35 protein-coding genes are annotated in these 25,725 nt (G+C 66.6%); 31 read left to right on the forward strand and 4 right to left on the reverse strand.

All coding sequences use genetic code 11. From position 1 onward, the window contains the following. From AAD027_RS11635 to AAD027_RS11780, 30 genes are all read left to right on the forward strand, one after another. On the forward strand, positions 1-120 hold a 120-nt coding region (locus AAD027_RS11635; protein ID WP_486660060.1), incomplete at its 5' end, for an EF-Tu C-terminal domain-related protein. Between the two features lie 576 nt (positions 121-696). After that, entirely contained in the window at positions 697-1,008 is a 312-nt protein-coding gene (gene rpsJ / locus AAD027_RS11640; protein ID WP_027070119.1) for a 30S ribosomal protein S10, read from the forward strand. 10 nt (positions 1,009-1,018) lie between these two features. Continuing rightward, the gene (gene rplC, locus AAD027_RS11645; protein WP_341726200.1) at positions 1,019-1,672 is read left to right on the forward strand and encodes a 50S ribosomal protein L3; all 654 of its coding nucleotides are present in this window, start codon (positions 1,019-1,021) and stop codon (positions 1,670-1,672) included. Positions 1,673-1,683: 11 nt separating this feature from the next. After that, positions 1,684-2,289 carry a 50S ribosomal protein L4 gene (gene rplD / locus AAD027_RS11650; protein WP_341726201.1) on the forward strand — a complete coding sequence of 202 codons (606 nt, stop codon included), beginning with the start codon at positions 1,684-1,686 and terminating at the stop codon, positions 2,287-2,289. After that, on the forward strand, positions 2,286-2,585 hold the full coding sequence (gene rplW, locus AAD027_RS11655) for a 50S ribosomal protein L23 (RefSeq protein ID WP_267793395.1): 300 nt from the start codon (positions 2,286-2,288) through the stop codon (positions 2,583-2,585). The genes rplD and rplW overlap by 4 nt, the downstream gene beginning before the upstream one ends. Before the next feature lie 11 nt (positions 2,586-2,596). Next, a complete protein-coding gene (gene rplB, locus AAD027_RS11660) occupies positions 2,597-3,424 on the forward strand; it encodes a 50S ribosomal protein L2 (protein WP_267793394.1) in 828 nt (275 codons plus the stop codon). Between the two features lie 6 nt (positions 3,425-3,430). Continuing rightward, the gene (gene rpsS / locus AAD027_RS11665; protein WP_056878820.1) at positions 3,431-3,706 is read left to right on the forward strand and encodes a 30S ribosomal protein S19; all 276 of its coding nucleotides are present in this window, start codon (positions 3,431-3,433) and stop codon (positions 3,704-3,706) included. 12 nt (positions 3,707-3,718) lie between these two features. Next, complete coding sequence (gene rplV / locus AAD027_RS11670; RefSeq protein WP_341726202.1) at positions 3,719-4,066, forward strand: 50S ribosomal protein L22; 348 nt, start codon at positions 3,719-3,721, stop codon at positions 4,064-4,066. A 4-nt stretch (positions 4,067-4,070) separates the two neighbouring features. Next, on the forward strand, positions 4,071-4,790 hold the full coding sequence (gene rpsC, locus AAD027_RS11675; RefSeq protein WP_341726203.1) for a 30S ribosomal protein S3: 720 nt from the start codon (positions 4,071-4,073) through the stop codon (positions 4,788-4,790). 6 nt (positions 4,791-4,796) lie between these two features. After that, on the forward strand, positions 4,797-5,210 hold the full coding sequence (gene rplP, locus AAD027_RS11680) for a 50S ribosomal protein L16 (protein ID WP_055941282.1): 414 nt from the start codon (positions 4,797-4,799) through the stop codon (positions 5,208-5,210). Then, positions 5,210-5,395 carry a 50S ribosomal protein L29 gene (rpmC, locus tag AAD027_RS11685; RefSeq protein WP_142124595.1) on the forward strand — a complete coding sequence of 62 codons (186 nt, stop codon included), beginning with the start codon at positions 5,210-5,212 and terminating at the stop codon, positions 5,393-5,395. Before rplP ends, rpmC begins: the two co-directional genes overlap by 1 nt. A 12-nt stretch (positions 5,396-5,407) precedes the next feature. Further along, positions 5,408-5,674 (forward strand): 30S ribosomal protein S17, encoded by a 267-nt coding sequence (gene rpsQ / locus AAD027_RS11690; protein ID WP_341726204.1) that lies wholly within the window; start codon positions 5,408-5,410, stop codon positions 5,672-5,674. 15 nt (positions 5,675-5,689) lie between these two features. Then, positions 5,690-6,058 (forward strand): 50S ribosomal protein L14, encoded by a 369-nt coding sequence (gene rplN / locus AAD027_RS11695; protein ID WP_013535986.1) that lies wholly within the window; start codon positions 5,690-5,692, stop codon positions 6,056-6,058. Between the two features lie 15 nt (positions 6,059-6,073). After that, the gene (gene rplX / locus AAD027_RS11700) at positions 6,074-6,391 is read left to right on the forward strand and encodes a 50S ribosomal protein L24 (RefSeq protein ID WP_142124593.1); all 318 of its coding nucleotides are present in this window, start codon (positions 6,074-6,076) and stop codon (positions 6,389-6,391) included. Between the two features lie 11 nt (positions 6,392-6,402). Further along, a complete protein-coding gene (gene rplE / locus AAD027_RS11705; protein WP_341726205.1) occupies positions 6,403-6,945 on the forward strand; it encodes a 50S ribosomal protein L5 in 543 nt (180 codons plus the stop codon). Between the two features lie 92 nt (positions 6,946-7,037). Then, the gene (gene rpsN, locus AAD027_RS11710) at positions 7,038-7,343 is read left to right on the forward strand and encodes a 30S ribosomal protein S14 (protein ID WP_267793390.1); all 306 of its coding nucleotides are present in this window, start codon (positions 7,038-7,040) and stop codon (positions 7,341-7,343) included. A 201-nt stretch (positions 7,344-7,544) separates the two neighbouring features. Next, positions 7,545-7,943, forward strand: coding sequence for a 30S ribosomal protein S8 (gene rpsH, locus AAD027_RS11715; RefSeq protein ID WP_267793389.1), 399 nt, complete (start codon positions 7,545-7,547; stop codon positions 7,941-7,943). A 12-nt stretch (positions 7,944-7,955) separates the two neighbouring features. Continuing rightward, positions 7,956-8,483, forward strand: a complete 528-nt coding sequence (rplF, locus tag AAD027_RS11720; RefSeq protein WP_341726206.1) for a 50S ribosomal protein L6 — start codon at positions 7,956-7,958, stop codon at positions 8,481-8,483. A 29-nt stretch (positions 8,484-8,512) separates the two neighbouring features. Next, positions 8,513-8,869, forward strand: coding sequence for a 50S ribosomal protein L18 (gene rplR / locus AAD027_RS11725; RefSeq protein WP_341726207.1), 357 nt, complete (start codon positions 8,513-8,515; stop codon positions 8,867-8,869). A 155-nt stretch (positions 8,870-9,024) separates the two neighbouring features. Next, positions 9,025-9,567 carry a 30S ribosomal protein S5 gene (rpsE, locus tag AAD027_RS11730; protein ID WP_267793386.1) on the forward strand — a complete coding sequence of 181 codons (543 nt, stop codon included), beginning with the start codon at positions 9,025-9,027 and terminating at the stop codon, positions 9,565-9,567. Beyond that, a complete protein-coding gene (rpmD, locus tag AAD027_RS11735) occupies positions 9,560-9,751 on the forward strand; it encodes a 50S ribosomal protein L30 (protein WP_267793385.1) in 192 nt (63 codons plus the stop codon). Before rpsE ends, rpmD begins: the two co-directional genes overlap by 8 nt. Next, positions 9,751-10,194, forward strand: a complete 444-nt coding sequence (rplO, locus tag AAD027_RS11740; RefSeq protein WP_341726474.1) for a 50S ribosomal protein L15 — start codon at positions 9,751-9,753, stop codon at positions 10,192-10,194. Before rpmD ends, rplO begins: the two co-directional genes overlap by 1 nt. Positions 10,195-10,201: 7 nt before the next feature. Beyond that, entirely contained in the window at positions 10,202-11,560 is a 1,359-nt protein-coding gene (secY, locus tag AAD027_RS11745; RefSeq protein ID WP_341726208.1) for a preprotein translocase subunit SecY, read from the forward strand. 350 nt (positions 11,561-11,910) lie between these two features. Continuing rightward, positions 11,911-12,267, forward strand: coding sequence for a 30S ribosomal protein S13 (gene rpsM / locus AAD027_RS11750; RefSeq protein WP_341726209.1), 357 nt, complete (start codon positions 11,911-11,913; stop codon positions 12,265-12,267). Positions 12,268-12,279: 12 nt separating this feature from the next. After that, positions 12,280-12,672, forward strand: a complete 393-nt coding sequence (rpsK, locus tag AAD027_RS11755; RefSeq protein ID WP_055941307.1) for a 30S ribosomal protein S11 — start codon at positions 12,280-12,282, stop codon at positions 12,670-12,672. Positions 12,673-12,686: 14 nt separating this feature from the next. After that, complete coding sequence (rpsD, locus tag AAD027_RS11760; RefSeq protein ID WP_341726210.1) at positions 12,687-13,313, forward strand: 30S ribosomal protein S4; 627 nt, start codon at positions 12,687-12,689, stop codon at positions 13,311-13,313. A gap of 51 nt (positions 13,314-13,364) precedes the next feature. Further along, on the forward strand, positions 13,365-14,363 hold the full coding sequence (locus AAD027_RS11765; protein WP_267793381.1) for a DNA-directed RNA polymerase subunit alpha: 999 nt from the start codon (positions 13,365-13,367) through the stop codon (positions 14,361-14,363). A 183-nt stretch (positions 14,364-14,546) separates the two neighbouring features. Continuing rightward, on the forward strand, positions 14,547-14,921 hold the full coding sequence (rplQ, locus tag AAD027_RS11770) for a 50S ribosomal protein L17 (RefSeq protein ID WP_341726211.1): 375 nt from the start codon (positions 14,547-14,549) through the stop codon (positions 14,919-14,921). A 224-nt stretch (positions 14,922-15,145) separates the two neighbouring features. Further along, a complete protein-coding gene (locus AAD027_RS11775) occupies positions 15,146-15,664 on the forward strand; it encodes a disulfide bond formation protein B (protein ID WP_341726212.1) in 519 nt (172 codons plus the stop codon). A 51-nt stretch (positions 15,665-15,715) separates the two neighbouring features. Next, positions 15,716-17,110, forward strand: coding sequence for a class II 3-deoxy-7-phosphoheptulonate synthase (locus AAD027_RS11780; RefSeq protein ID WP_341726213.1), 1,395 nt, complete (start codon positions 15,716-15,718; stop codon positions 17,108-17,110). Positions 17,111-17,143: 33 nt separating this feature from the next. Here the strand turns inward: AAD027_RS11780 and AAD027_RS11785 are convergent, their stop codons facing one another. The 4 genes from AAD027_RS11785 to typA form a co-directional block, all read right to left on the reverse strand. Next, the gene (locus tag AAD027_RS11785) at positions 17,144-20,608 is read right to left on the reverse strand and encodes a bifunctional diguanylate cyclase/phosphodiesterase (RefSeq protein WP_341726214.1); all 3,465 of its coding nucleotides are present in this window, start codon (positions 20,606-20,608) and stop codon (positions 17,144-17,146) included. Between the two features lie 181 nt (positions 20,609-20,789). Next, positions 20,790-22,382, reverse strand: coding sequence for an amidase (locus AAD027_RS11790; RefSeq protein WP_425605458.1), 1,593 nt, complete (start codon positions 22,380-22,382; stop codon positions 20,790-20,792). Between the two features lie 67 nt (positions 22,383-22,449). Beyond that, positions 22,450-22,920, reverse strand: coding sequence for a DUF2127 domain-containing protein (locus tag AAD027_RS11795; protein WP_341726216.1), 471 nt, complete (start codon positions 22,918-22,920; stop codon positions 22,450-22,452). A gap of 22 nt (positions 22,921-22,942) precedes the next feature. Next, a complete protein-coding gene (gene typA, locus AAD027_RS11800; RefSeq protein WP_341726217.1) occupies positions 22,943-24,772 on the reverse strand; it encodes a translational GTPase TypA in 1,830 nt (609 codons plus the stop codon). A gap of 371 nt (positions 24,773-25,143) precedes the next feature. On the opposite strand from typA, the gene AAD027_RS11805 reads away from it, so the two are divergent. Beyond that, entirely contained in the window at positions 25,144-25,638 is a 495-nt protein-coding gene (locus tag AAD027_RS11805) for a peptidylprolyl isomerase (RefSeq protein WP_341726218.1), read from the forward strand. Positions 25,639-25,725 lie beyond the last annotated feature (87 nt).

Here is a 25,725-nt window from a genome sequence, read left to right on the forward strand (position 1 = left end):
AACATCAAGATGGTGGTGACGCTGATCAACCCGGTGGCGATGGACGAAGGCCTGCGTTTCGCGATCCGCGAGGGTGGCCGCACGGTCGGCGCCGGCGTGGTGTCCAAGATCATCAAGTGACGTGACGGCGCGTCCGCGCCCAGGGCGCGGACGCCTTTGCCGGAACGTCATCCCCGCGAAGGCGGGGATCCAGCGACTTCCCGGTCCCCAGGGCCGGGCGGGCCGGAACCCCCCGGGCCCACTCCCCACAAGCTATCCGGAAGAAAATCCCCTCCGGATTGCTGCAAAACAGCAAAAACCCCGCTATACTTTGCGCCCCGCGAATGGCCTGATGGCCCTTCACCGGGAACGCATTGCTACCGGCGCCCCCTGGGAGGCCGCCGGTCCTACCGCGAAAAGAGGCGCAGGAAGCGCCTCGTGTTCGCCAGACACGGAGTGTCGCGTGCCAGACCTGCCGGCTCAGCCGGGCAGGGCGCCCCGCTATTGACGGGGCCTGTCACGCGTCCTATACTTTCATGTCTGGGCGGGCCGGTTTACCGGCCTGCCTAGTTTTTCAGGAAGAATCCCCAGCCGTTCAGGCATCAGGCAGGTCGTGGAATCCACGCGACCCGCGGGGACCGGAACAGTCTGGACCAATCAGGGGCAAGGCATCCCAGAGGCCGCGCCCGTCGCTCTTTTAACGAAGGAATATCCGTCATGGCGGACCAAAAGATCCGAATCCGGCTCAAGGCGTACGATCATCGCTTGATCGACCGCTCGGCCAGCGAGATCGTTGAAACGGCCAAGCGGACCGGCGCGCAGGTGCGCGGCCCGATCCCGCTGCCGACCAAGATCGAGCGTTACACCATCCTCGTTTCGCCGCACGTCGACAAGGACGCGCGTGACCAGTACGAGACCCGCACGCACAAGCGCGTGCTCGATATCGTCGACCCCAACGACAAGACCGTGGACGCGCTGATGAAGCTCGAACTGGCTGCCGGCGTCGACGTCCAGATCAAGCTGACCTGAGGCACCGACCATGACCGCGAAGAAATATTCGTTGGGTCTCGTTGGCCGCAAGGCCGGCATGACCCGGGTGTTCACCGAGGACGGCAAGTCCATCCCGGTGACGCTGATCGAAGCCACCCCGAACCGCATCACCCAGATCAAGACCCCGGAAACCGACGGCTACAGCGCCGTGCAGGTCGCCGTGGGCGCCCGCCGCGCCTCGCTGGTCACCAAGCCGGTCGCCGGCCACCTGGCCAAGGCCAAGGTCGAAGCCGGTCGTGGCCTGTGGGAACTGCGCGTGGAAGCCGACAAGCTGGGCGACTTCACCGTCGGCGGCGAGATCAAGGCCGACATCTTCGAAGTCGGCCAGATCGTCGACGTCCAGGGCGTCACCAAGGGCAAGGGCTTCCAGGGCACCATCAAGCGCTGGAACTTCCGCATGGGCGACGCCACCCACGGCAACTCGCTGTCGCATCGCGCGCCGGGTTCGCTGGGCCAGCGCCAGACGCCGGGCCGCGTGTTCCCGGGCAAGAAGATGTCCGGCCACATGGGTGCCGCGCAGCAGAGCACGCAGAACCTGGAAGTCGTCCGCGTGGACGCCGAGCGCGGCCTGATCGCCGTCCGCGGCGCCGTGCCGGGTGCGCCGGGTGGCGACGTGATCGTGCGTCCGGCCAGCAAGGGTTGAGGAGAACGACAATGGAACTAGCCATCACAGGTAGCGCCAACAAGCTGTCGGTTTCCGACGACGTGTTCGGCCGTGAATTCAGCGAAGACCTGGTCCACCAGGTGGTCGTTGCCTACCGTAACGCCGGTCGTGCCGGCACCAAGGCGCAGAAGACCCGCGCCGAAGTCAACGGCACCACCAAGAAGTCGAAGAAGCAGAAGGGCGGCGGCGCCCGCCACGGCGCCCTGACCGCGCCGATCTTCGTCGGCGGCGGCGTGACCTTCGCGGCCAAGCCGCGCAGCTTCGCGCAGAAGGTCAACCGCAAGATGTACCGCGCCGCGATGAAGGCCATCCTGTCGGAACTCAATCGCCAGGGTCGTCTGACGGTCGTCGACGCGTTCGATGTCGATTCCGCCAAGACCTCGGGCCTGATCGCCAAGCTCAAGGGCCTGGAAGTGGGCAAGCGCCCGCTGATCGTCACCGAGGAGGCCTCCGAGCACCTGTACCTGTCGGCCCGCAACCTTCCCTACGTGGAAGTGCGCGACGTGCAGGGCCTGGACCCGGCCGCGCTGGTCGGCGCCGACTCGGTGGTGATCACCGCTGATGCCGTCAAGAAGGTCGAGGAGTGGCTGGCATGATGAGCAACGAGAAGATTTTCGCCGTCCTGCGTGCCCCGCGCGTGTCCGAAAAGACCGTACGCCTGCAGGAACTCTCCAACCAATACGTCTTCGAAGTCTCGAACGATGCCACCAAGGCCGATGTGAAGGCCGCGGTCGAGCAGCTGTTCGACGTCAAGGTCGAGACGGTCAACGTGGTCAACGTGAAGGGCAAGAACAAGGCCTTCCGTAACCGCGCCGGCCGACGCGGCGACTGGCGCAAGGCGTACGTGCGTCTGGCCGATGGCCAGGCGATCGACGTGTCGGCCAAGGCCTGAGGTAGAACCACATGCCATTGATGAAATTCAAACCCACCTCTCCCGGTCGCCGCTCGGCGGTCCGCGTGGTGACGCCCGACCTGCACAAGGGTGCTCCGCATGCTGCGCTGCTGGAAAAGCAGAGCAAGTCCGGCGGCCGCAACCACCACGGTCGCATCACCACCCGTCACATCGGCGGTGGCCACAAGCAGCACTACCGCATCATCGACTTCAAGCGCGACAAGGAAGGCATCCCGGCGCGCGTGGAGCGGATCGAATACGATCCCAACCGCACCGCGCACATCGCGCTGCTGTGCTACGTCGATGGCGAGCGCCGCTACATCATCGCCCCGAAGGGCCTGAAGGCCGGTGACCAGGTCATCGCCGGCAGCGACGCGCCGATCAAGGCCGGCAACACGCTGCCGCTGCGCAACATCCCGGTCGGCACCACCGTCCACGGCATCGAGCTGAAGCCCGGCAAGGGCGCGCAGATCGCCCGTGCCGCCGGCGCCGCCGTGCAACTGGTCGCCCGCGAGCAGGGTTTCGCCACGCTGCGTCTTCGCTCCGGCGAAATGCGCAAGGTGCAGGTCGAGTGCCGCGCCACCGTCGGCGAAGTCGGCAACGACGAGCACAGCCTGGAGAAGCTGGGCAAGGCCGGCGCCAAGCGCTGGCGCGGCATCAAGCCGACCGTCCGCGGTGCGGCCATGAACCCGGTCGACCACCCGCACGGTGGCGGCGAGGCTAAGGCCGGCCAGGGCAACCCGCACCCGGTCACCCCGTGGGGTGTGCCGACCAAGGGCTACAAGACGCGCAAGAACAAGCGCACCCAGCAATTCATCGTCCGCGATCGTAGGGGCTAATCGACCATGGCACGTTCACTCAAGAAGGGCCCGTTCGTCGATCACCACCTCGTCAAGAAGGTGGAGGCCGCGGGCGGCAGCAAGAGGCCGATCAAGACCTGGTCGCGCCGTTCGATGATCCTGCCGGAAATGGTGGGTTTCACGATCGCCATCCACAATGGCAAGAACCACGTTCCGGTGCTGGTCAACGAGAACATGGTCGGCCACAAGCTCGGCGAGTTTGCCGTCACCCGTACCTTCAAGGGTCACGGTGGCGACAAGAAAGCCGGCGGCAAGAAGTAAGGAGAGATGACCATGGAAGCGAAAGCCATCCTGCGCACCGCGCGCATCTCCCCGCAGAAGGCCCGCCTGGTCGCCGACCAGGTGCGTGGCCTGCCGGCCGAACGCGCCGTCAACCTGTTGAAGTTCTCGGACAAGAAGGCCGCCCACCTGATCAAGAAGGTCGTGGAGTCCGCCATCGCCAACGCCGAGAACAACCAGGGCGCCGACGTCGACGAGCTGAAGGTCACGACCATCATGGTCGACGAAGGCCCGATGCTGAAGCGTTTCATGGCCCGGGCCAAGGGCCGCGGCACCCGTATCCTCAAGCGCACCAGCCACATCACTGTGGTTGTGGGCGAAGGCACCGGCAAAGGCAAATAAGACTATGGGTCATAAAGTTCATCCGACCGGAATCCGCCTGGGCATCTCCAAGGACTGGAATTCCAAGTGGTTCGCCAACAAGCGCGATTACGCCGAGTACCTGGCCGCCGACCTCAAGGTGCGCGACATGCTGCGCAAGAAGCTGGCGCAGGCAGGCATCTCCAGGATCCTGATCGAGCGTCCGGCCAAGACGGCGCGCGTGACCATCCACACCGCCCGTCCGGGCGTGGTGATCGGCAAGCGCGGCGAGGACATCGAGAAGCTGCGCAAGGAAGTGTCCGACCTGATGGGCGTCCCGGCGCACATCAACGTCACCGAAGTGCGCAAGCCCGAGCTGGACGCCCAGCTGGTGGCCGAGTCGATCGCGCAGCAGCTGGAGCGCCGCATCATGTTCCGCCGCGCCATGAAGCGCGCCGTCGGCAACGCGATGCGCCTGGGTGCCCTGGGCATCAAGGTCAACGTCGCCGGCCGCTTGAACGGCGCCGAAATCGCCCGTTCCGAGTGGTACCGCGAAGGCCGCGTGCCGCTGCACACGCTGCGTGCCGACATCGATTACGGTTTTGCCGAGGCGAAGACCACCTACGGCATCATCGGCATCAAGGTGTGGGTCTACAAGGGCGAAGTCTTCGACTTCAGCCAGGTGGGTCAGGAGAAGCAGGACGACGCGCGCCCCGAGCGCAGCGAACGTCCGTCGCGCCCGGCCCGTGACCGCGACGCGAGGTAATCAGTCATGTTGCAACCCAAGCGAACCAAATACCGCAAGATGCACAAGGGCCGTAACGAAGGCCTGAGCTGGAGCGGCAACCTCGTCAGTTTCGGCGAGTACGGCCTGAAGGCCACGGCGCACGGTCAGCTGACCGCGCGCCAGATCGAGGCCGCGCGCCGTTCCATCAGCCGTTACGTGAAGCGTGGCGGCAAGATGTGGATCCGCGTGTTCCCCGACAAGCCCATCACCAAGAAGCCCATCGAAGTCCGCATGGGTTCCGGCAAGGGTAACGTCGAGTACTGGGTCGCCCAGATCCAGCCGGGCCGCATGATCTATGAAATCGAAGGCGTCAGCGAGGACATCGCGCGCGAGGCGTTCCGCCTGGCCGCGGCCAAGCTGTCCGTCACCACCACTTTCGTGACCCGGACGGTGCGCTAATGGAACTCAAGCAACTCCGCGAGAAGTCGGCTGACGAACTGAAGGCCCACCTGACCGACCTGCGCAAGGAGCAGTTCTCCCTGCGCATGCAGAAGGTCACCGGCCAACTGCCGAAGACCCACGAAACCCGCCGGGTCCGCCGCGAGATCGCTCGCGTCAAGACCCTGCTCGGCAGCCAGAAGTAAGGAGCGCCCAAGATGAGCGATAACAAAGACAAAGCGCAACGCACCATCGAAGGTCGTGTCGTCAGCAACAAGATGGACAAGACGGTCACCGTCCTGGTGGAGCGTCAGGTCAAGCATGCCCTGTACGGCAAGTACATCCGCCGTTCCACCAAGCTGCACGCGCACGACGCGGACAACAGCTGCAAGGAAGGCGACGTGGTGCGCGTGACCGAGATCGCGCCGCTGTCCAAGACCAAGAACTGGCGCGTGGTGGAAATCGTCACCCGCGCGGCTGAATAAGAGGAGATCTGAATCATGATCCAGATGCAGAGCTACCTTGACGCGGCCGACAACTCCGGCGCCAAGGAACTGATGTGCATCAAGGTGCTGGGCGGCTCCAAGCGCCGTTACGCCGGCATCGGCGACATCATCAAGGTGACCGTCAAGGACGCCATCCCGCGTGGCAAGGTCAAGAAGGGCGAAGTCTACGACGCCGTGGTCGTGCGCACCCGCAAGGGCGTCCGCCGCCCCGACGGTTCGCTGATCCGCTTCGACGGCAACGCCGCCGTGCTGCTCAACAACAAGCAGGAGCCGATCGGTACCCGCATCTTCGGGCCTGTGACCCGCGAGCTGCGTTCCGAGAAGTTCATGAAGATCGTTTCGCTCGCGCCTGAAGTGCTCTGAGCGGAGGACATAGAAATGGCAAACCGTATCAAGAAGGGCGACCAGGTGGTCGTCACCGCCGGCAAGGACAAGGGCAAGAAGGGCGACGTGGTGCGCGTGGACGGTGACCGTGTGGTCGTCTCCAACGTCAACGTCGTCAAGCGCCACACCAAGCCGAACCCCCAGGCCGGCGTGGCTGGTGGCGTGGTCGAGCGCGAAGCCTCGATCCACATTTCCAATGTCGCGCTGTTCAACCCGGCGACGGGCAAGGGCGAGCGTATCGGTTTCAAGGTGCTGGAGGATGGACGCAAACTGCGTGTGTTCCGCTCCAGCGGTGAGGCGCTCGACGCCTGAGGAATGAGGTCATGACCACCCGTCTCGAAAAAATCTACAAGGAAGAAGTGGCGCCGGCTCTGATGAAGAAGTTCGGCTACACGAATCCCATGGAAGTGCCGAAGATCACCAAGATCACCATCAACATGGGTGTGGGTGAAGCGGCCACCAACAAGAAGATCCTGGAAAACGCCGTGGCCGACCTGGCCAAGATCTCCGGCCAGAAGCCGATCACGACCAAGTCCCGCGTGTCGGTGGCTTCGTTCAAGATCCGCGACGGCTGGCCGATCGGCTGCAAGGTCACCCTGCGCCGCGCCAAGATGTACGAATTCCTGGACCGCCTGATCAGCATCTCGCTGCCGCGCGTCCGCGACTTCCGTGGCGTGTCCGGCCGTTCGTTCGACGGCCGCGGCAACTACAACATGGGCGTGAAGGAACAGATCATCTTCCCGGAAATCGACTTCGACGCCGTCGACGCGATCCGCGGCATGGATATCGCCATCACCACCACCGCCAAGAACGACGCCGAAGCCAAGGCGCTGCTCGAGGCGTTCAAGTTCCCGTTCCGTAATTAAGAGCCGGGATTGGTGATTCGGGATCCGGGATTCGCAAGAGCCCGCTTCCACGAATCCCGGATCCCAAATCCCGAATCCCAAGGATTTAAGATATGGCAAAGACCTCGATGGTCAACCGCGACATCAAGCGGGAAAAGCTGGCCAAGCAGTACGCCGCCAAGCGCGACGCGCTGAAGAAGACCATTTCCAGCACCACCGCCTCCTACGAGGAGAAGCTGGAAGCCGTGACCAAGCTGCAGAAGCTGCCGCGCGACTCCTCGCCCAGCCGCCAGCGCAACCGTTGCGAGCTGTCCGGTCGTTCGCGTGGCGTGTACCGCAAGTTCGGCCTCGGCCGCAACATGCTGCGCAAGGCCACGATGAACGGCGACGTGCCGGGCCTGCGCAAGGCCAGCTGGTAAGGACCCGTCGCCCCGGTCCGCCGGGCGGCATGCGGTGAAAGACAGGTCCGGCACGTGCCGGGCTTGTTGCTGTACAATGTTCGGCTCCCGCGGCCAGGCCGGGGGAGGGCGGGTCCACCCGCCGCCCGCCTGGGGGTTCCCAGGGACAACACAAGATTTTCGCGAAAGCGGATATCGGTGCTACTCATAAGGCAGACTCTAATGAGCATGACTGATCCCATCGCCGACATGCTGGTGCGCATTCGCAATGCCGCCGCTGTGGGCAAGCCGACGGTGAAGATGCCGTCCTCCAAGATCAAGGCTTCGATCGCCAACGTCCTGAAGTCGGAAGGCTACATCGGCGACGTCCGCGTGACCAAGACCGAGAACAACAAGGCCGAACTCGAAATCGTCCTGAAGTACTTCGAAGGCAAGCCGGTCATCGAGAAGCTGAGCCGCGTGTCCCGTTCGGGCCTGCGCCAGTACCGTGGCAAGGCCGAACTGCCCAAGGTCCTCGGTGGCCTGGGCGTCGCCATCATCTCCACCTCCAAGGGCATCATGACCGATGCGCAGGCGCGCCAGCAGGGCGTCGGCGGTGAAGTCCTGTGCTTTGTGGCCTAAGGGAGTAATCGCATGTCCCGTGTAGCCAAGCAGCCGATCAGCCTGCCCAAGGGCGTCGAGTTGAACATCCAGCCTGACAGCCTGAGCGTCAAGGGCCCGAAGGGCACTCTGTCCATCGCCAAGCCGGCCGGCGTCGAGATCAACATCGACAACGGCGTCGCCAGCCTGTCGCCGGCGACCCCGGCCGACGACGCCATCACCGGCACCATCCGCGCGATCCTGGCCAACATGGTCAAGGGCGTGTCGGAAGGGTTCGAGCGCAAGCTGGAGCTGGTGGGCGTGGGTTACCGCGCCGCGATGCAGGGCAAGGACCTCAACCTGTCGTTGGGTTTCTCCCATCCGATCCTGTTCAAGACCCCGGAAGGCATCACCATCGCCACCCCGACCCAGACCGAAATCCTGGTGCAGGGCGCCGACAAGCAGCGCGTGGGTGAAGTCGCCGCCAAGATCCGCGGTTTCCGTCCGCCGGAGCCCTACAAGGGCAAGGGCGTGAAGTACTCCGACGAAACCATCATCCGCAAGGAAGCGAAGAAGGCCTGACCGGGCCTTCGGCTTCGAGGAACCAGATCATGAGCATCAAGAACACCGCCCGCCTGCGCCGCGCCAAGTCCACCCGCGCGCACATCCGCGAACTCGGCGTGCCGCGCCTGTCGGTGCTGCGCACCGGCCAGCACATCTACGCCCAGCTGTTCACCGCCGATGGCGCCAAAGTCATCGCGTCGGCCAACACGCTGCAGGCCGATGTGAAGGACGGCCTGAAGAACGGCAAGAACAGCGACGCCGCCGCGCGCGTGGGCAAGCTGATCGCCGAGCGCGCCAAGGCCGCGGGTGTCGAGAAGGTCGCCTTCGACCGCTCGGGCTACCGCTACCACGGCCGCATCAAGGCGCTGGCCGACGCCGCCCGCGAAGGCGGCCTGCAGTTCTGACCTTGAAAGGCATGGGGGCGACTCCATGCCTTGACCTGCCGGCGCGGGCTGCGCCGGGCGCGGTCGCTCTTCTGCAGCGACCGTCGCCTCACCGTTCCATACCACAACCATAAGCGGCCAAGCCGTACATACCCAATCAATCAAGGAATCTAGCAATGGCAGAAGAACGTCAACCGCGGGGTCGCGACCGCGACCGCAACCGCGAAGAGAAAGTCGACGACGGCATGATCGAGAAGCTGGTCGCGGTCAACCGCGTCAGCAAGACCGTCAAGGGCGGCCGCCAGTTCACCTTCACCGCGCTGACGGTGGTGGGCGACGGCAACGGCAAGATCGGCTTCGGCTACGGCAAGGCGCGCGAAGTGCCGGTCGCCATCCAGAAGTCGATGGAATACGCCCGCAAGGGCATGCTGAACGTCGACCTGAACAACGGCACCCTGTGGCACCCGGTCAAGGCCGGCCACGGCGCGGCCCGCGTGTTCATGCAGCCGGCTTCCGAAGGTACCGGCGTCATCGCCGGCGGCGCCATGCGCGCCGTGCTGGAAGCGGTGGGCGTGAAGAACGTGCTGGCCAAGGCCGTCGGTTCGCGCAACCCGATCAACCTGGTGCGCGCCACGCTGAAGGGCCTGAGCGACATGCAGTCGCCGTCCCGCATCGCGGCCAAGCGCGGCAAGAAGGTGGAGGAACTCCTCAATGGCTAACGAGTCCAACAAGACCGTCAAGGTGCGCCTGGTGCGCGGCCTGCGTGGTTCCCGGGCCATCCACCGCCTGTCGGTGAAGGCGCTGGGCCTGAACAAGCTCAACGATGTGCGTGAACTGAAGGACAGCCCGCAGGTACGCGGCCTGATCAACAAGGTTCACTACCTCGTCAAGGTCGAGGAGTAATCAACATGCGTCTCAACACACTGAAGCCCGCCGAGGGCGCCCGCACCGAACGCACCCGCGTCGGCCGCGGCATCGGCTCCGGCCTGGGCAAGACCGCCGGTCGTGGCCACAAGGGTTCGTTCGCGCGCTCGGGCAAGGGCAAGATCAAGGCGAAGTTCGAGGGCGGCCAGATGCCGCTGATCAAGCGCCTGCCGAAGGTCGGCTTCCGCTCCAAGCTGAAGCTGGACTGCGCCGAAGTGCTGTCGTACCAGTTGGACAAGCTGGAAGCCGGCGAGATCGACTTCGCCGCGCTGCGCGCCGCCAAGCTGGTGCCCAGCACCGCCAAGCGCGCCAAGATCGTCAAGAAGGGCGAACTGAGCAAGGCGTTCGTGCTGAAGGGCGTCGCCGCCACCGCGGGTGCCAAGGCCGCCATCGAGGCTGCCGGCGGCAGCGTGCAGGAGTAACGGACGCATGGCGCAGGGTAATGCCGCCGGTGCACTGGCAGGCGCGGGCAAGTTCACCGAACTTCGCCAGCGCCTGCTGTTCGTCCTGGGCGCGTTGGTCGTCTACCGGATCGGTTGCTTCATTCCGGTCCCGGGCGTCAATCCCGATGCCATGCTGGCGATGATGCAGGCGCAGGGTGGCGGCATCGTGGACATGTTCAACATGTTCTCGGGCGGCGCCCTGCACCGTTTCAGCATCTTCGCGCTGAACGTCATGCCCTACATCTCGGCGTCCATCGTGATGCAGCTGGGCGTGCACATCTTCCCGACGCTGAAGGCGTTGCAGAAGGAAGGCGAGTCCGGTCGCCGCAAGATCACCCAGTACTCGCGCATCGGCGCGGTGCTGCTGGCGGTCGTGCAGGGCGGCAGCATTGCCACCGCGCTGCAGAACCAGGTCGCCCCGGGTGGCATGCCGGTGGTGTACGCGCCGGGCATGGGCTTCGTGCTGACCGCCGTCGTGGCGCTGACCGCCGGCACCATCTTCCTGATGTGGCTGGGCGAGCAGGTCACCGAGCGCGGCATCGGCAACGGCGTCTCGCTGATCATCTTCGCCGGCATCGTGGCCGGCCTGCCGGGCGCGGTCATCCAGACCGTCGGCGCCTTCCGCGACGGCACCCTGAGCTTCATCTCGCTGCTGCTGATCGCCATCGTCGTGCTGGGCTTCACCTTCCTAGTGGTGTTCGTGGAACGCGGCCAGCGCCGCATCACGGTGAACTACGCGCGCCGCCAGGGCGGCCGCAACGCGTACATGAACCAGACTTCGTTCCTGCCGCTGAAGCTCAACATGGCCGGCGTGATCCCGCCGATCTTCGCCTCCAGCATCCTGGCCTTCCCGGCCACGCTGGCGATGTGGTCCGGCCAGAACAGCGGCGCCACCACGTGGCTGCAGCGCATTTCCAACGCGCTGGCCCCGGGCGAGCCGCTGCACATGATCGTGTTCGCCGCGATGATCATCGGCTTCGCGTTCTTCTACACGGCGCTGGTGTTCAATTCGCAGGAAACGGCCGAGAACCTGAAGAAGTCGGGCGCGCTGATTCCCGGCATCCGCCCCGGCAAGGCCACCGCCGACTATGTCGACGGCGTGCTGACCCGGCTGACGGCGATCGGCTCGATGTACCTGGTGGCGGTCTGCCTGCTGCCGGAAGTGATGCGCACCCAGCTGGGCACCTCGTTCTACTTCGGCGGCACCTCGCTGCTGATCGTGGTGGTGGTGGTGATGGACTTCATCGCGCAGATCCAGGCGCACCTGATGTCGCACCAGTACGAAAGCCTGTTGAAGAAGGCCAACCTGAAGGGCGGCTCGCGCGGCGGTCTCGCCCGCGGCTGAGGTATACTGCGGGGCTTCCCGCACCGGACCGGCCTCTCTTGGCCGGCCCGAAATCAGATGGGCGGCCCCCGCAGCGATTCCGGGCGGGGGTGCGAACCGGCCAGTCCCTGCGCCAGAGTAGCGCGGGCGGGGCAGGGCAGAGGGGAGACCCGCTGCCAGGCTTCAGGCAGGTTCCGGCGCCGGAGCATGGGCACACTCCCCATGCCGGGTCCATCGCTGGCCTTTGGCCGGCGTGGGCTTCCCTGTAACCCGGAATCTTGCTAAAATTTCCAGTTCACTCCGCTTGTCTGCGCGAAATCCCTTCCGGGACGACCGCTCACGGGCCAATACATACAGTTGGAGACCGCGTCATGGCGCGTATTGCAGGTGTCAACCTGCCTGCCCAGAAGCATGTCTGGGTCGGTTTGCAAAGCATCTACGGCATTGGCCGTACCCGTTCGAAGAAGGTCTGCGACGCCGCAGGCGTGGCCTCGAGCACCAAGATCCGCGATCTGTCGGAGCCCGAAGTCGAGCGCCTGCGCGCCGAAGTCGGCAAGTACGTTGTCGAAGGCGACCTTCGCCGTGAAGTCGGCATCGCCATCAAGCGCCTGATGGACCTGGGCTGCTACCGCGGCCTGCGTCACCGCCGCGGCCTGCCGCTGCGTGGTCAGCGCACCCGCACCAACGCCCGCACCCGCAAGGGTCCGCGCAAAGCCATCAAGAAGTAAGGGGCGCCCATCATGGCCAAGCCAGCTGCTGCCAAAGTCAAGAAGAAGATCAAGCGCGTCATCACCGACGGCGTCGCCCACGTCCACGCTTCTTTCAACAACACCATCGTCACCATCACCGACCGTCAGGGCAACGCATTGTCGTGGGCCACGTCGGGCGGCGCGGGTTTCCGTGGTTCGCGTAAATCCACCCCGTTCGCTGCACAGGTCGCCGCCGAGAAGGCCGGCCGGGCTGCGCTGGACTACGGTGTGAAGTCGTTGGAAGTGCGCATCAAGGGCCCCGGCCCGGGCCGCGAATCGGCCGTGCGTTCGCTCAACAATGTTGGCTACAAGATCACCAACATCATCGACGTCACGCCGATCCCGCACAACGGTTGCCGTCCGCCCAAAAAGCGTCGCGTCTGAGGAGCTGAAGAGAAATGGCTCGTTATATTGGTCCCACCTGTAAGCTCGCGCGCCGCGAAGGCGCCGACCTGTCCCTCAAGAGCCCGGCCCGCGCGCTGGACTCCAAGTGCAAGCTGGAGCAGAAGCCCGGCCAGCACGGCGCCGCCCGCAAGGGCAAGCTGTCCGACTACGCCACCCAGCTGCGCGAGAAGCAGAAGGTCAAGCGCATCTACGGCCTGCTGGAGCGCCAGTTCCGCAACTACTACAAGAAGGCCTCGACGAAGAAGGGCAACACCGGCGAGAACCTGCTGCAGTTGCTGGAAACCCGCCTGGACAACGTCATCTACCGCATGGGCTTCGCCGTGACCCGCCCGGCCGCCCGCCAGCTGGTCTCGCACCGCGGCGTGCTGGTCAACGGCAAGCCGGTCAACCTGCCTTCCTACCAGGTCAAGGCCGGCGATGCGATCGAACTGTCCGAGCGCGCCCAGAAGCAGCTCCGCGTGCAGGAATCGCTGACCGTCGCCGAACAGCTCGACCTCAGCCCGTCCTGGGTGGAAGTCGACGCCAAGAAGTTCAGCGGCGTGTTCAAGTCCGTGCCGGTCCGTTCCGATCTGCCCGCCGACATCAACGAAGCGCTGATCGTCGAGTTGTACTCGAAGTAATTCATTCACGCACCCCCGGGAAAGCCGGGGGATCGCAGGAGACAAAGCAACATGACGGGTATTACTCAGCAAGTGCTGCGCCCCCGCGGCCCGCAGATCGAGCGTCTTACCGGCAACCGCGCGAAGGTGGTCATCGAACCGCTGGAGCGTGGTTACGGCCATACGCTCGGCAATGCGCTGCGCCGCGTGCTGCTGTCGTCCATCCCCGGCTTCGCGATCACCGAAGTCGAGATCGACGGCGTGCTGCACGAATACAGCACCATCGAAGGCATGCAGGAAGACGTGCTGGAAGTGCTGTTGAACCTGAAGGATGTGGCCATCCGCATCCACACCGGCGACTCCTCCACGCTGAGCCTGGCCAAGCAGGGCCCGGGCGTGGTGACCGCCGGCGACATCAAGACCGACCACAACGTCGAGATCCTCAATCCTGAACTGGTCATCTGCAACCTGACCAAGGACACGGCGCTGAACATGCGCCTGAAGATCGAGCGCGGTTTCGGCTACCAGCCGGCCGCCGCCCGTCGCCGTCCGGACGAGGAAACCCGTGCGATCGGCCGCCTGGTGCTGGACGCCTCGTTCTCGCCGGTCCGTCGCGTCGCGTACGCGGTGGAAGCCGCGCGCGTCGAGCAGCGCACCGACCTGGACAAGCTGGTCCTGGACATCGAGACCAACGGCACGATCGACGCCGAGGAAGCCGTGCGCACCGCCGCCGACATCCTCAGCGACCAGTTGTCGGTGTTCGGCGACTTCACGCACCGCGACCGCGGCGCGCCGAAGCAGGCCGCCAGCGGCGTGGATCCGGTGCTGCTGCGCCCGATCGACGACCTGGAGCTGACCGTGCGTTCGGCCAACTGCCTGAAGGCCGAGAGCATCTACTACATCGGCGACCTGATCCAGAAGACCGAAGTCGAGCTGCTGAAGACCCCGAACCTCGGCAAGAAGTCGCTGACCGAGATCAAGGAAGTCCTCGCCCAGCGCGGCCTGTCCCTGGGCATGAAGCTGGAGAACTGGCCGCCGGCCGGCGTCGCCCAGCACGGCATGCTGGGGTGATGACGTACTGGCGGCTCCCGCGTCCGCGCGGGAGCCGCCTGCAACAACCATGTCGACGGACCTGAAGGTCCGCGGCGCATCCGGTCATGGACGGCCGGTTCGGGCCACCCGCAGTCCACTGTTCCAGCGCCTGGATGGCGACAACGAAGTCCAACGTCCCAACATTCACCAGGAATCAAACCCATGCGCCACCAGAAATCCGGCCGCAAGTTCAGCCGCACCAGCGCCCATCGCGAAGCGATGTTCCGCAACATGGCCGCCTCGCTGATCAAGCACGGCCTGATCAAGACCACCTTGCCGAAGGCCAAGGAACTGCGCCGCGTCGCGGAACCGCTGATCACCCTCGGCAAGATCGACGGCGTGGCCAACCGCCGCCTGGCCTTCTCGCGCCTGCGCGACAAGGAAGCCGTCGGCACGCTGTTCACCACCCTCGGCCCGCGCTACCAGTCGCGTCCGGGCGGCTACCTGCGCATCCTCAAGTGCGGCTTCCGCGCTGGCGACAATGCGCCGATGGCCTACGTGGAACTGGTGGACCGTCCGGAAGCGGCGGCCGAGTAATCCCGGCCACATCGCGATGACATGAAGACCCCGGCCCCGTGCCGGGGTTTTTCGTTTCCCGGCGCGCCGCATGCAGCGCCGGATGCGGGCGCCATCGGGCCGATCGCGGGGCAGTCGCGGCTCCGCTGGAACGCGACGTTCCCGCCATGCGCCGCCCAGGGATGACGCATGGGCCGCGGCGCGTGGATAATGCGGGCTTCCCCCGCTTTCGCGACGTGGTGCCGATGAACCCTTTTCGCTGGACGTTCCGCGCGCAGTACCTGCTCGGTTTCCTGATCTGCGCCGGCTTGCTGGGGTTCGCGCTGTATCTGGAGCATTTCCGGAACCTGGTGCCATGCCCGCTGTGCACGTTCCAGCGCGGCGCCTTCGTGCTGCTGGGCGTCGTGTTCCTGCTGGGCGCGCTGCATGGCCCGCGCAAGCGCGGCGGCCGGGGCGTCTACGGCGTGCTGGCCTTGCTGGCGGGGTTGGTGGGCATCGGCATCGCCGGTCGCCATGTATGGCTGCAGAACCTGCCGCCGGACCAGGTGCCGGCGTGCGGCCCGGACCTGTCCTACATGATGGATGCTTTCCCGCTGGCCGACGTGTTGCGGAAGGTGTTCACCGGATCGGGCGAATGCGCCAACGTGGACTGGTCGTTCCTGGGGCTTTCGATGCCGGCCTGGAGCCTGCTCTGGTTCGCGGCGCTGGCGCTCTGGGCGCTGTGGGCGGCGTTCCGCGCCCGGCGCACCTCGACTTTCCGCTGATTTGACGCGGCGCACCATTCTGTCAACATGGTGGGCCGCAAGGAGTCCACCATGAATTCCACCGACCGCAACCTTCGTGCCGTTCAGCTGCCCGCCCAGTGGGCGCCGGACAGCTGGCGCGCGCGGCCGGCCGTGCAGATGCCGACGTATCCCGACCCGGGCGCGCTGGAAGCCGCCGTCGGCGAGCTGAAGCAGCTGCCGCCGCTGGTGACCTCGTGGGAAATCTTCTCGTTGAAGAAGCAGTTGGCCGAGGCGCAGGAGGGCAAGCGTTTCCTGCTGCAGGGCGGCGACTGCGCCGAGAGCTTCAGCGACTGCGAATCCGGGTTGATCTCCAACCGCCTGAAGGTGCTGCTGCAGATGAGCCTGGTGCTGGTGCACGGCCTGCGCCTGCCGGTGGTGCGCGTGGGCCGTTTCGCCGGGCAGTACGCCAAGCCGCGCTCGGCCGACACGGAAACGCGCGACGGAGTGACCCTGCCCAGTTACCGAGGCGACCTGGTCAACCAGCCCGAGTTCACCGCCGAGGCGCGGATTCCCGACCCGCGCCGGATGATCAAGGCGCATGCGCGTTCGGCGATGACGATGAACTTCGTGCGCGCGCTGATCGACGGCGGTTTCGCCGACCTGCACCATCCCGAATACTGGAACCTCAATTGGGTGGGCTACTCGCCGCTCGCGAACGAGTACCAGCAGATGGTCACCTCGATCGGCGATGCGGTGCGCTTCATGGAGACGCTGTCCGGCTCCGAGGTGCACAACCTCAACCGCATCGACTTCTACACCTCGCACGAAGCCCTGCTGCTGCCGTACGAGGAAGCGCTGACGCGCGAAGTGCCGCGCCAGTGGGGCTGGTTCAACCTGAGCACGCATTACCCGTGGATCGGCATGCGCACCGCGGCCGTGGATGGCGCCCATGTGGAGTACCTGCGTGGCGTGCGCAATCCCATCGCCATCAAGGTCGGCCCGTCGGTTACGCCGGACCAACTGCTGCGGTTGATCGACGTGCTCAACCCCGAGGACGAAGCTGGTCGCCTGACCTTCATCCACCGCATGGGCGCCACGCAGATCGCCGAAAAGCTGCCGCCGCTGCTGGATGCGGTGCGCCGCGACGGGCGCCGCGTGCTGTGGGTATGCGACCCCATGCACGGCAACACCGAAAGCACGTCCAACGGCTTCAAGACGCGCCGCTTCGACAACGTGCGCGGCGAAGTCGAACAGTCCTTCGACCTGCACGCCGCGGCCGGCACGCGCCTGGGCGGCGTGCACCTGGAGCTCACCGGCGAAGACGTCACCGAGTGCACCGGCGGCGCGCGCGAGCTGACCGACGCGGACCTCGAGCGCGCCTACCGCTCCACCGTGGATCCGCGCCTGAACTACGAGCAGTCGCTGGAAATCGCGATGGGCATCGTGCGCAAGCAGAACCAGGTGGCGGCGCCGGCGCTGCGCTGACCGGCGTCGACGGGTCCGCGCGCCGGTTCGCGGTCAGGACCAGTGCGCGTGGATGGTCGAGGTCGAGATCGAGGTCGGGGCGGATTGCGGGATCGGCCAGGTCTTGTAGCGCGCGTACATGCGCGCGAACTCGGCCGCGGGCACGGGCTTGCTGAAGAGGTTGCCCTGTAGCTCGTCGCAGCCGTTGGCGGCCAGCCACGCGGCCTGTTCCTGCGTTTCGACGCCTTCGGCGATGGTGCGGCATTGCAGCTGGCTGGCCAGCCCGATGATGGCGCGGGTGATCGCGCCCTGGTTGGGATCGGCGACGTCGCGCACGAAGGACTGGTCGATCTTGAGCACGTTGAAACCGTAGTTGCCCAGGTAGCTCAGGCTGGAGAAGCCGGTGCCGAAGTCGTCGATGGCGATGCGCACGCCCAGCGCCTTCAGCGCGCGCAGGGTGCGGTCGGTGCGTTGCACGTCGCGCATCAGCGTGGTCTCGGTGACTTCCAGTTCCAGGAACTCCGCCGGCAGCCCGCTGTCCTCCAGCGCGGCCACGACCGTGTTGACGAGGTCGTCGGTATCGAAGTTGGCGGCGGCGATGTTGACCGACACCCGGATCGGCGGCAGTCCGGCCTGCTGCCAGATGCGGTTCTGGCGGCAGGCCGCGTGGATGGCCCACTGGTCGATGTCGACGATCAGGTTGGTTTCCTCGGCGATCGGCAGGAACTCGCCGGGCATCATCATCCGGTCGCCGCGCTGCCAGCGCGCCAGTCCCTCCACGCCGACGATGCGGCCGGTGCGCCGGTCGATCTGCGGCTGGTAGTGCAGGCTCAGGTCGCCGCTGCGCAGGCTGCGGCGCAGGCTGTTCTCCAGTTCGATGCGGGCGTCCACGCTGGACGCCAGTTCGCGCGTGTAGAAGCGCGTGGCATTGCGGCCGTTGCGCTTGGCCAGGTACATGGCCGCGTCCGCGCGCATCATCAGCGTGGCCGCGTCGTAGCCGTCCTCGGGGAACAGGCTGATGCCGATGCTGAAGGCCTGGTGCAGTTCGTGCGAGGCCACGGTGTACGGCGTGCCGCTGATGGCCAGCAGGCGGTCGGCCACCTGCAGCACGCTCTCGCGGGTGATCACGTTGTGCAGCAGCACCACGAACTCGTCGCCGCCGGTGCGGTAGACCGTGCCCAGGTTGCCGATGTTGCGCTGGATGCGGCGCGCCGCCTGCTGCAGCAGTTCGTCGCCGATGTGGTGGCCCAGCGCATCGTTGACGTGCTTGAACAGGTCCAGGTCGATGAACAGCACGGCCACGCCGTTGCCGCGGTTGGTGGCCTGGGTGATCAGCTGGCCCAGGGTCTCGTTGAGCTGCAGGCGGTTGGGCAGGCTGGTCAGCGCATCGTGGTGGGCCAGGTAGGCCATGCGCGAACTGAGCGCGCGCGCCTCGGTGATGTCGCGCAGCACCATCACCGAGCCCACGATCAGGTCGTCGCGGTCGTGGATGGCCGACAGCGAGCGCTCGACCAGGATGCGGGTGCCGTCGCGCCGGAGCAGTTCGATGTCGCCGGCCAGCGCCAGGGAATGCGTCTCTTCGCTCTCTTCCGGGGACAGCGCGCGCGCCAGCGGCACCACCTGGTCCAGCGGCTGGCCCAGCGCGTGCTCCAGGCTCCATCCGCTCAGCGCTTCGGCCGCTGGGTTCATGTAGGTCACCCGGGCCTCCACGTCTACCGTGATCACTGCTTCGCTGATCGAGGTCAGCGTGACCTCGGCCCGTTCGTTGGCGTTGTACAGCGCGTGTTCCAGCCGTGCCTTCTCGGTGATGTCGATGGCCATCACGAAGAAGCCGCACACGGCGCCGGCATCGTCGATGTCCGGCGTGTAGAAGCTGTGCATGCGGCGCACGCCGTCCACGGTGGTGAAGCTGCCTTCGAAATCGCCTTCGCGGCCGGCGAGCACGGTATCCACGTGATGCTTGCGCTTCTGGTAGACCTCCTCGCCGAAGACCTCGCGCATGTGCAGGCCCGGCCGCAGCGGCGTGTTCCAGACGATCTGCTCGGCGCAGGCGCGGTTGAAGAAGACCAGGCGCTGCTGCGCGTCGAACTGGGCGATCAGCGCCGGCAGCCTGTCGGTGACGCGCTTGAGGTGGTCGCGCGCCAGCGACAGCTCGCGGTGCGCGCGATGCTGTTCGCTGGTGTCGTTGGCCATCAGATACCAGCCGACGATCCGCTGGTCGCGCTCCACGTCCGGCACCAGGTAGATGTGCACCGGGCGGTGGGGCTGCCCGAGTTCCGTATCCCATGCGAACCAATGGTCCGGCGTGCAGTCGCGCATCGCCCGCTGCAGCGAGGCCAGGAACGCCGGATCGTCGGCATGGACGTCTTCCACGCTGCGCTCGCTCCAGCCGGGCTGCGCCTCGAACCAGTCGCGACAGGCGCGGTTGGCGAAGCCGTAGCGGTGGTCGCTGTCGATATAGGCGATCAGCGCGGGCAGGTGGTCGGCCACGGCATCCAGCAGCGCGCGGCTGCGCCGTTCGGCACGCGCCAGGTTGCGCAGCAGCAGGAACAGCAGCACGCCCAGCCCGATCCCGCCCAGGGTCATCAGCACGATGGAGGTCAGTCCCGGCACCGCCTGCCACAACGGCGGCGACTGCAGGGTCAGCCGCCACTGCGCACCCAGCAGGGTCAGGGTGCGGTCGTAGGTGAAGGCCGGGCGCATCCTCGGCCCATGCCGGTCGCGCAGGCGGGCGGTCTGGAAGACAGGTTCGCCACCGTGTTCCAGCGCATGCAGTTGCAGGTCGAAACCGATCCCGTCGTCGTTGCCGATGGCTTCTTCCATCACCTGTTCCCAGCCGAAGCCGGCGGTGGCGAAGCCGCGCAGCAGCTCGCGGCGTTCTTCGACGCCGCGAACTGCGACCAGTGGGTCGGCATAGACGGGGGCATACAGCAGGAATCCGGGCAGGCCGGTACTGCCGCGTGCCGCATCGCTCAGCGCCACCAGCGGCGCCGACGCCAGTTCGCCGCTGTCGCGGGCCTTCTCGATCGCGCTTCGGCGGACCGTTTCCGCCAGGACATCCTTGCCCAGCAGCGGACGCATGCCCGGTGCGTCCGGGTACAGCAGGTCGATGACGACGTACTCCGCGCGTTCGCCCGCCGGGTGGATCGCGAACGCATCGCCGTAGCGCGCGCGTTGCGCCGCCAGGTAGTCGTCGTATTCGTCGGCCCGCACGCGGCGGGCGAATCCCAGGCCATGCACGCCGGCCTGGCGGCTGGGCACCTGCAGCTTGTCGACGAAGGCGTAGAAGCCGTCCTGGTCGATGTCCTGGCGCCCTTCCAGCACCGCCGCCGCGGCGCGCACGGTGTCTTCGTAGGCGTTCATGTGGGTGGCCACCGCGGTGGTCATCGCATCGGCGCGGGCATCGAACTGCGCCTGCGCGTATTCGCGCGCCTGCCGCCAGGCCGCCAGGCCGAACCACAGCGACAACAGGCTGGCGATCACCAGCACGCCCCAGGCCAGGGCATCGAGCCGACGCAACCGCTGCCGGGCAGTGGATTGCGATCCGCTGAGCGCCCTCAACTCCGATGCCCGATCCGCGCCAGACTCCACGCGTGTGGCCCCCGTTTGCCCTGAGCCTGCTATCTCGCCACGAACCGCCACGGCCCGCAAGCGTTTTCGTTGCGGCACGGCTCGCGGCGGGGCGGGAGCGCCGATACGCTCAGCGCGCGCGGCGATCCTGGCTGGGCAGGCTGGGCCAGTATTCCGGCGGCTTGCGGGCGCGGGTGAGCTGCTCGTAGTCGTAGCCCAGCTCGATCAGGCGCGCCTCGCTCCATGCGGTGCCGATGAAGACGATGCCCAGCGGCAGGCCGTCGCTGTTGCCCATCGGCACGGTGAGGCTGGGATACCCGGCCACGGCGGCGGCGCCGTAGCCCGCGCCGGGGAAATGGTCGCCGGCCTTGTGGTCGGTGAGCCAGGCCGGGCCGGTGGCGGGCGCGATCAGCGCATCCAGCCGCTGGCCCCTCAATGCCACGTCGATGCCTTCGGGGCCGGCCAGCCGCCGGGCGCGGCCGCGGGCGGTGATGTAGGCCGATTCGCCCAGGCCGCCCTTGGCGTTGGCCTGCTCGAACAATTCCTGGCCGAAGTAGGGCATCTCCGAGACCTGGTATTGCTGGTTGTAGCCGATCAACTGGGTCAGCGTGGTCAACGGCGCCTTGCGCTCGGACAGGTAGCGTTCCAGGCCGTGCTTGAACTCGTACAGCATCAGTTCCAGCTCGTCGGCGTCCCACTGGCCGTCGGTGGGGATCTCGGCATCGACGATCGTGGCGCCCGCTTCGCGCATCACCTTGATGGCGCCCTCCATCGCGGCGCCGGCGTCGGGGTGGATGCCGAACTTGCTGCGCAGCACGCCGATGCGCGCGCCCTTCAGCGCGCCCGGCCTGAGCCGGGCAGGGTAGTCCGGCGCGGTGTTCCAGGCGGCATTGATGGTGGCCGCGTCGCTGGGGTCGCGGCCGGCCAGCACGCCCAGCAGCACGGCGGCGTCGGACACGCTGCGGGTGATCGGGCCGGCGGTGTCCTGGCTGTGCGAGATCGGCAGGATGCCGCTGCGGCTGACCAGGCCCACGGTCGGTTTCAGGCCGACCACGCCGTTCACCGCGGCGGGACAGATGATGCTGCCGTCGGTTTCGGTGCCGATGCTGACCGCGACCAGGTTGGCCGAGACCGCCACCGCGCTGCCGGAACTGGAGCCGCAGGGATTGCGGTCCAGCGCATACGGGTTGAGGGTCTGCCCGCCGCGCGCGCTCCAGCCGGACGTGGAGTGCATGGAGCGGAAGTTGGCCCATTCGCTGAGGTTGGTCTTGCCCAGGATCACCGCGCCGGCTTCGCGCAGGCGGCGCACCAGCGTGGCGTCCTGGCCGGGGCGGAAATCCTTCAGCGCCAGCGAACCGGCGGAGGTCGCCATCGGCGTGGCGTCGATGTTGTCCTTCAGCAGGACGGGAATGCCGTGCAGCGGGCCGCGCACGGCGTTGCTCTTGCGCTCCACGTCGCGCAGGGTGGCTTCCTTCAGGGCGTCGGGGTTGAGTTCGATGACCGCGTTCAGCCGCGGGCCGGCCTTGTCGATGGCGGCGATGCGTTCCAGGTAGGCCTGGGTCAGCCGGCGGCTGTCCAGCTCGCCGGACCGCATGCGCGCCTGCAGGTCGGCGATGTCCAGTTCGGCGTAGATGAAATCGGTGGGAGGTGCGGGAAGCGCGGTGTCGGCGGGCGGCGCACGGCCCTGGCAGGCGGCCAGCGCGGAGGTGATGCCAAGCAACAGGGCAAGTCGGCGCATTCGGGTATTTCCCAAGGATGCGCGGCAGGCTACGCAGCCATGCCGGGGTCCGTCAAATCCCGCGTCGCCGGACGATGTCGCGCCACAGCGCCAGCACGATGGCGATGTTGACGATCAGCAGCGCCCAGGTGTGCCAGCCGGGATGGTGGTACAGCGCGTACAGGTCCAGCGGCAGGTAGGCGGCCGAGCCGATGCAGCCCAGCCACGAGGCCCAGGCGCGGGCGCGCCACAGGCCCCAGGCTTCCAGCAGCCGCATCAGCGCGTACAGCACGATGACGGCGGCGGCGATGTGCACGGATTCGGGGTTGATGCGGTCCAGGAACTGGGTCATCGCGCCGGGTTCGGCCCGCGGCAGGAACCGGGCGACCAGGTCGTGCACGGCATCGCGCAGGCGTTGCGGGCCGACCGCGACCAGGCCCGCGGCGATGGCCAGCGCCAGCACCCCCTTCACGCCCTCGAACAGGGCGATCAGGTGCAGGCCCGGATGCGCCTTCGGATCCGGGTTGTAGGTGGCCTGGTCCAAGACCGGTTGACTCGGGCGCAGATCAGGCGGCGCGGGAGGCGCGCTTTCGGTCGCTTTCGGTCAGGAACTTCTTGCGCAGGCGGATTTCCTTCGGGGTGACCTCCACCAGCTCGTCGTCCTCGATGAAGTCCAGCGCCTGTTCCAGCGTGTACTTGATGGCCGGGGTCAGCTTGATGGCGTCGTCCTTGCCCGAGGCGCGCATGTTGGTCAGCGGCTTGGGCTTGATGACGTTGACGGTCAGGTCATTGTCCTTGGAGTGGATGCCGACCAGCTGGCCTTCGTACACGTTGTCGCCTTCGGCGGCGAACAGGCGGCCGCGCTCTTCCAGCGGCCCCAGCGAGTAGGCGGGGGTGACGCCGGCGGCGTTGGCGATCATCACGCCGTTCTGGCGCTTGGCGATCGCGCCGGTCTCCTTCGGGCCGTAGTGGTCGAACACGTGGAACAGAAGGCCCGAGCCCTGGGTCAGGGTACGGAATTCGTTCTGGAAGCCGATCAGGCCACGCGCCGGGATCATGTAGTCCAGGCGCACGCGGCCCTTGCCGTCCGGTTCCATGTTCTTCAGCTGGCCCTTGCGGGTGCCCAGCTTCTCCATCACGCCGCCCTGGTGCTGTTCCTCGATGTCGACCACCAGTTGTTCGACCGGCTCCATCAGCTTGCCGTCGATTTCCTTGATGATGACTTCCGGGCGCGACACGGCCAGCTCGAAGCCTTCGCGGCGCATGGTCTCGATCAGCACCGAAAGGTGCAGCTCGCCGCGGCCGGAGACCAGGAACTTGTCGGCGTCGCCGGTCTCCTCGACCTTCAGCGCCACGTTGTGCAGGGTCTCGCGTTCCAGTCGCTCGCGGATCTGGCGACTGGTGATGAACTTGCCGCCGCTGTGCTCCTTGCTGCCCGCGAACGGCGAGTTGTTGACCTGGAAGGTCATGCTGATGGTGGGCTCGTCCACGGTCAGCGCCGGCAGCGCTTCCGGGGTGTCCAGCGCGCAGACGGTGTCGGAGATGGACAGGTCCTGCACGCCGGCGATGGCGACGATGTCGCCGGCCTCGGCTTCCTCCACTTCCACGCGCTCCAGGCCCATGAAGCCCAGCACCTGCATGATCTTGCCCTGGCGCTTCTTGCCCTCGCGGTCGACCACGCTGACCGGCTGGTTCTTCCTGACCTTGCCGCGCTGGATGCGGCCGATGCCGATCAGGCCGACGAAGTTGTTGTAGTCCAGCTGGCTGATGCGCATCTGGAACGCGCCTTCCGGGTCCACCGACGGGGCGGGGACGTGCTTCATGATCGCTTCGTACAGTGGGGTCATGTCGCCGTCACGCGCGGCGTCGTCCAGACTGGCGTAGCCGTGCAGCGCCGAGGCGTAGACGATCGGGAAGTCGAGCTGCTCGTTGGTGGCGCCCAGCTTGTCGAACAGGTCGAACACCTGGTCGATCACCCAGTCCGGACGCGCGCCGGGGCGGTCGATCTTGTTGACCACCACGATCGGCTTGAAGCCCATCGCGAAGGCCTTCTGGGTGACGAAGCGGGTCTGCGGCATCGGGCCGTCCATCGCGTCCACCAGGATCAGCACCGAGTCGACCATCGACAGCACGCGCTCCACTTCGCCGCCGAAGTCGGCGTGGCCCGGGGTGTCGACGATGTTGATGCGGTTGCCCTGCCAGGTGATGGCGGTGTTCTTGGCCAGGATGGTGATGCCGCGTTCCTTTTCCTGGTCGTTGCTGTCCATCACGCGCTCGGCCAGCACCGTGCGTTCGGACAGGGTGCCCGACTGCTTGAGCAGGCAGTCGACGAGGGTGGTCTTGCCGTGGTCGACGTGGGCGACGATGGCGATATTGCGAAGGTTTTGGATGGACATGCCGAAGGGGCGCGGGCGAGCGCGCTGAAGGTGGGGAAAGGAAGGGGCGTATTATAGCCGGCTGCCGCCCCCGGGCGCACGCATCCGTACCGCCGAGGCCTACCCCCGCATGAACCGGAAATCACCCTGGAAGCCCGTCGATCCGGCCGATGGCCCTGGATTCCGCCGGCATCGTGCCGCCGGGACCGGGCCTGCACGTCCATCATGCCCCGGCGCGACCGGCCAGGCCGTTGTCCTGGCGCCATTCCGCCTCCACCTGTCGGTGCCGGCGGCCTACCCGTCGCGGGCAGCGTACTGAAGGCGGTTCCGGTGCCCCGGCCCCCGGCCCCCTGACCCCATTCCCCGCAACCCCTTTCCAAAGGAGTCTTTACATGTCCCTGACCGCCACCTTCGACACCGCCCGCGGCCCCATCGTCATTGAGCTGTACCCGGACAAGGCTCCGCTGACGGTCGCCAACTTCGTCAACCTGGCCAAGCGCGGGTTCTACGACGGCTTGAACTTCCACCGTGTGATCGCCGATTTCATGATCCAGGGCGGCTGCCCGGAAGGTTCCGGCCGCGGCGGCCCGGGCTACCGCTTCGAGGACGAAACCAGCAACGGCGTGCGCCATGAGCGTGGCGTGCTGTCGATGGCCAATGCCGGTCCCAACACCAATGGCAGCCAGTTCTTCATCACCCACGTGCCCACCCCGTGGCTGGACGGCAAGCACACCGTGTTCGGCAAGGTCGTCGAGGGCCTGGACGTGGTGGATGCCGTGCGCCAGGGCGACCTGATCTCCAAGGTCACCATCGCGGGCGACGCCGACGCCGTGCTGGCCGCCCAGGCCGAGCGCGTGGCGGAGTGGAACCGCTTCCTGAGCGCTTGATCCAGGCATCGCGGCCCTCCGGCGACCCTCTCGGGAGGGTCGCCTTGGACCTTTGGCGCATCCGGCCCGCCAGCCGGTACGTGATAA

It is taken from the genome of Pseudoxanthomonas putridarboris (assembly GCF_038321125.1).
In the GTDB taxonomy this organism is placed as follows: domain Bacteria; phylum Pseudomonadota; class Gammaproteobacteria; order Xanthomonadales; family Xanthomonadaceae; genus Pseudoxanthomonas_A; species Pseudoxanthomonas_A putridarboris.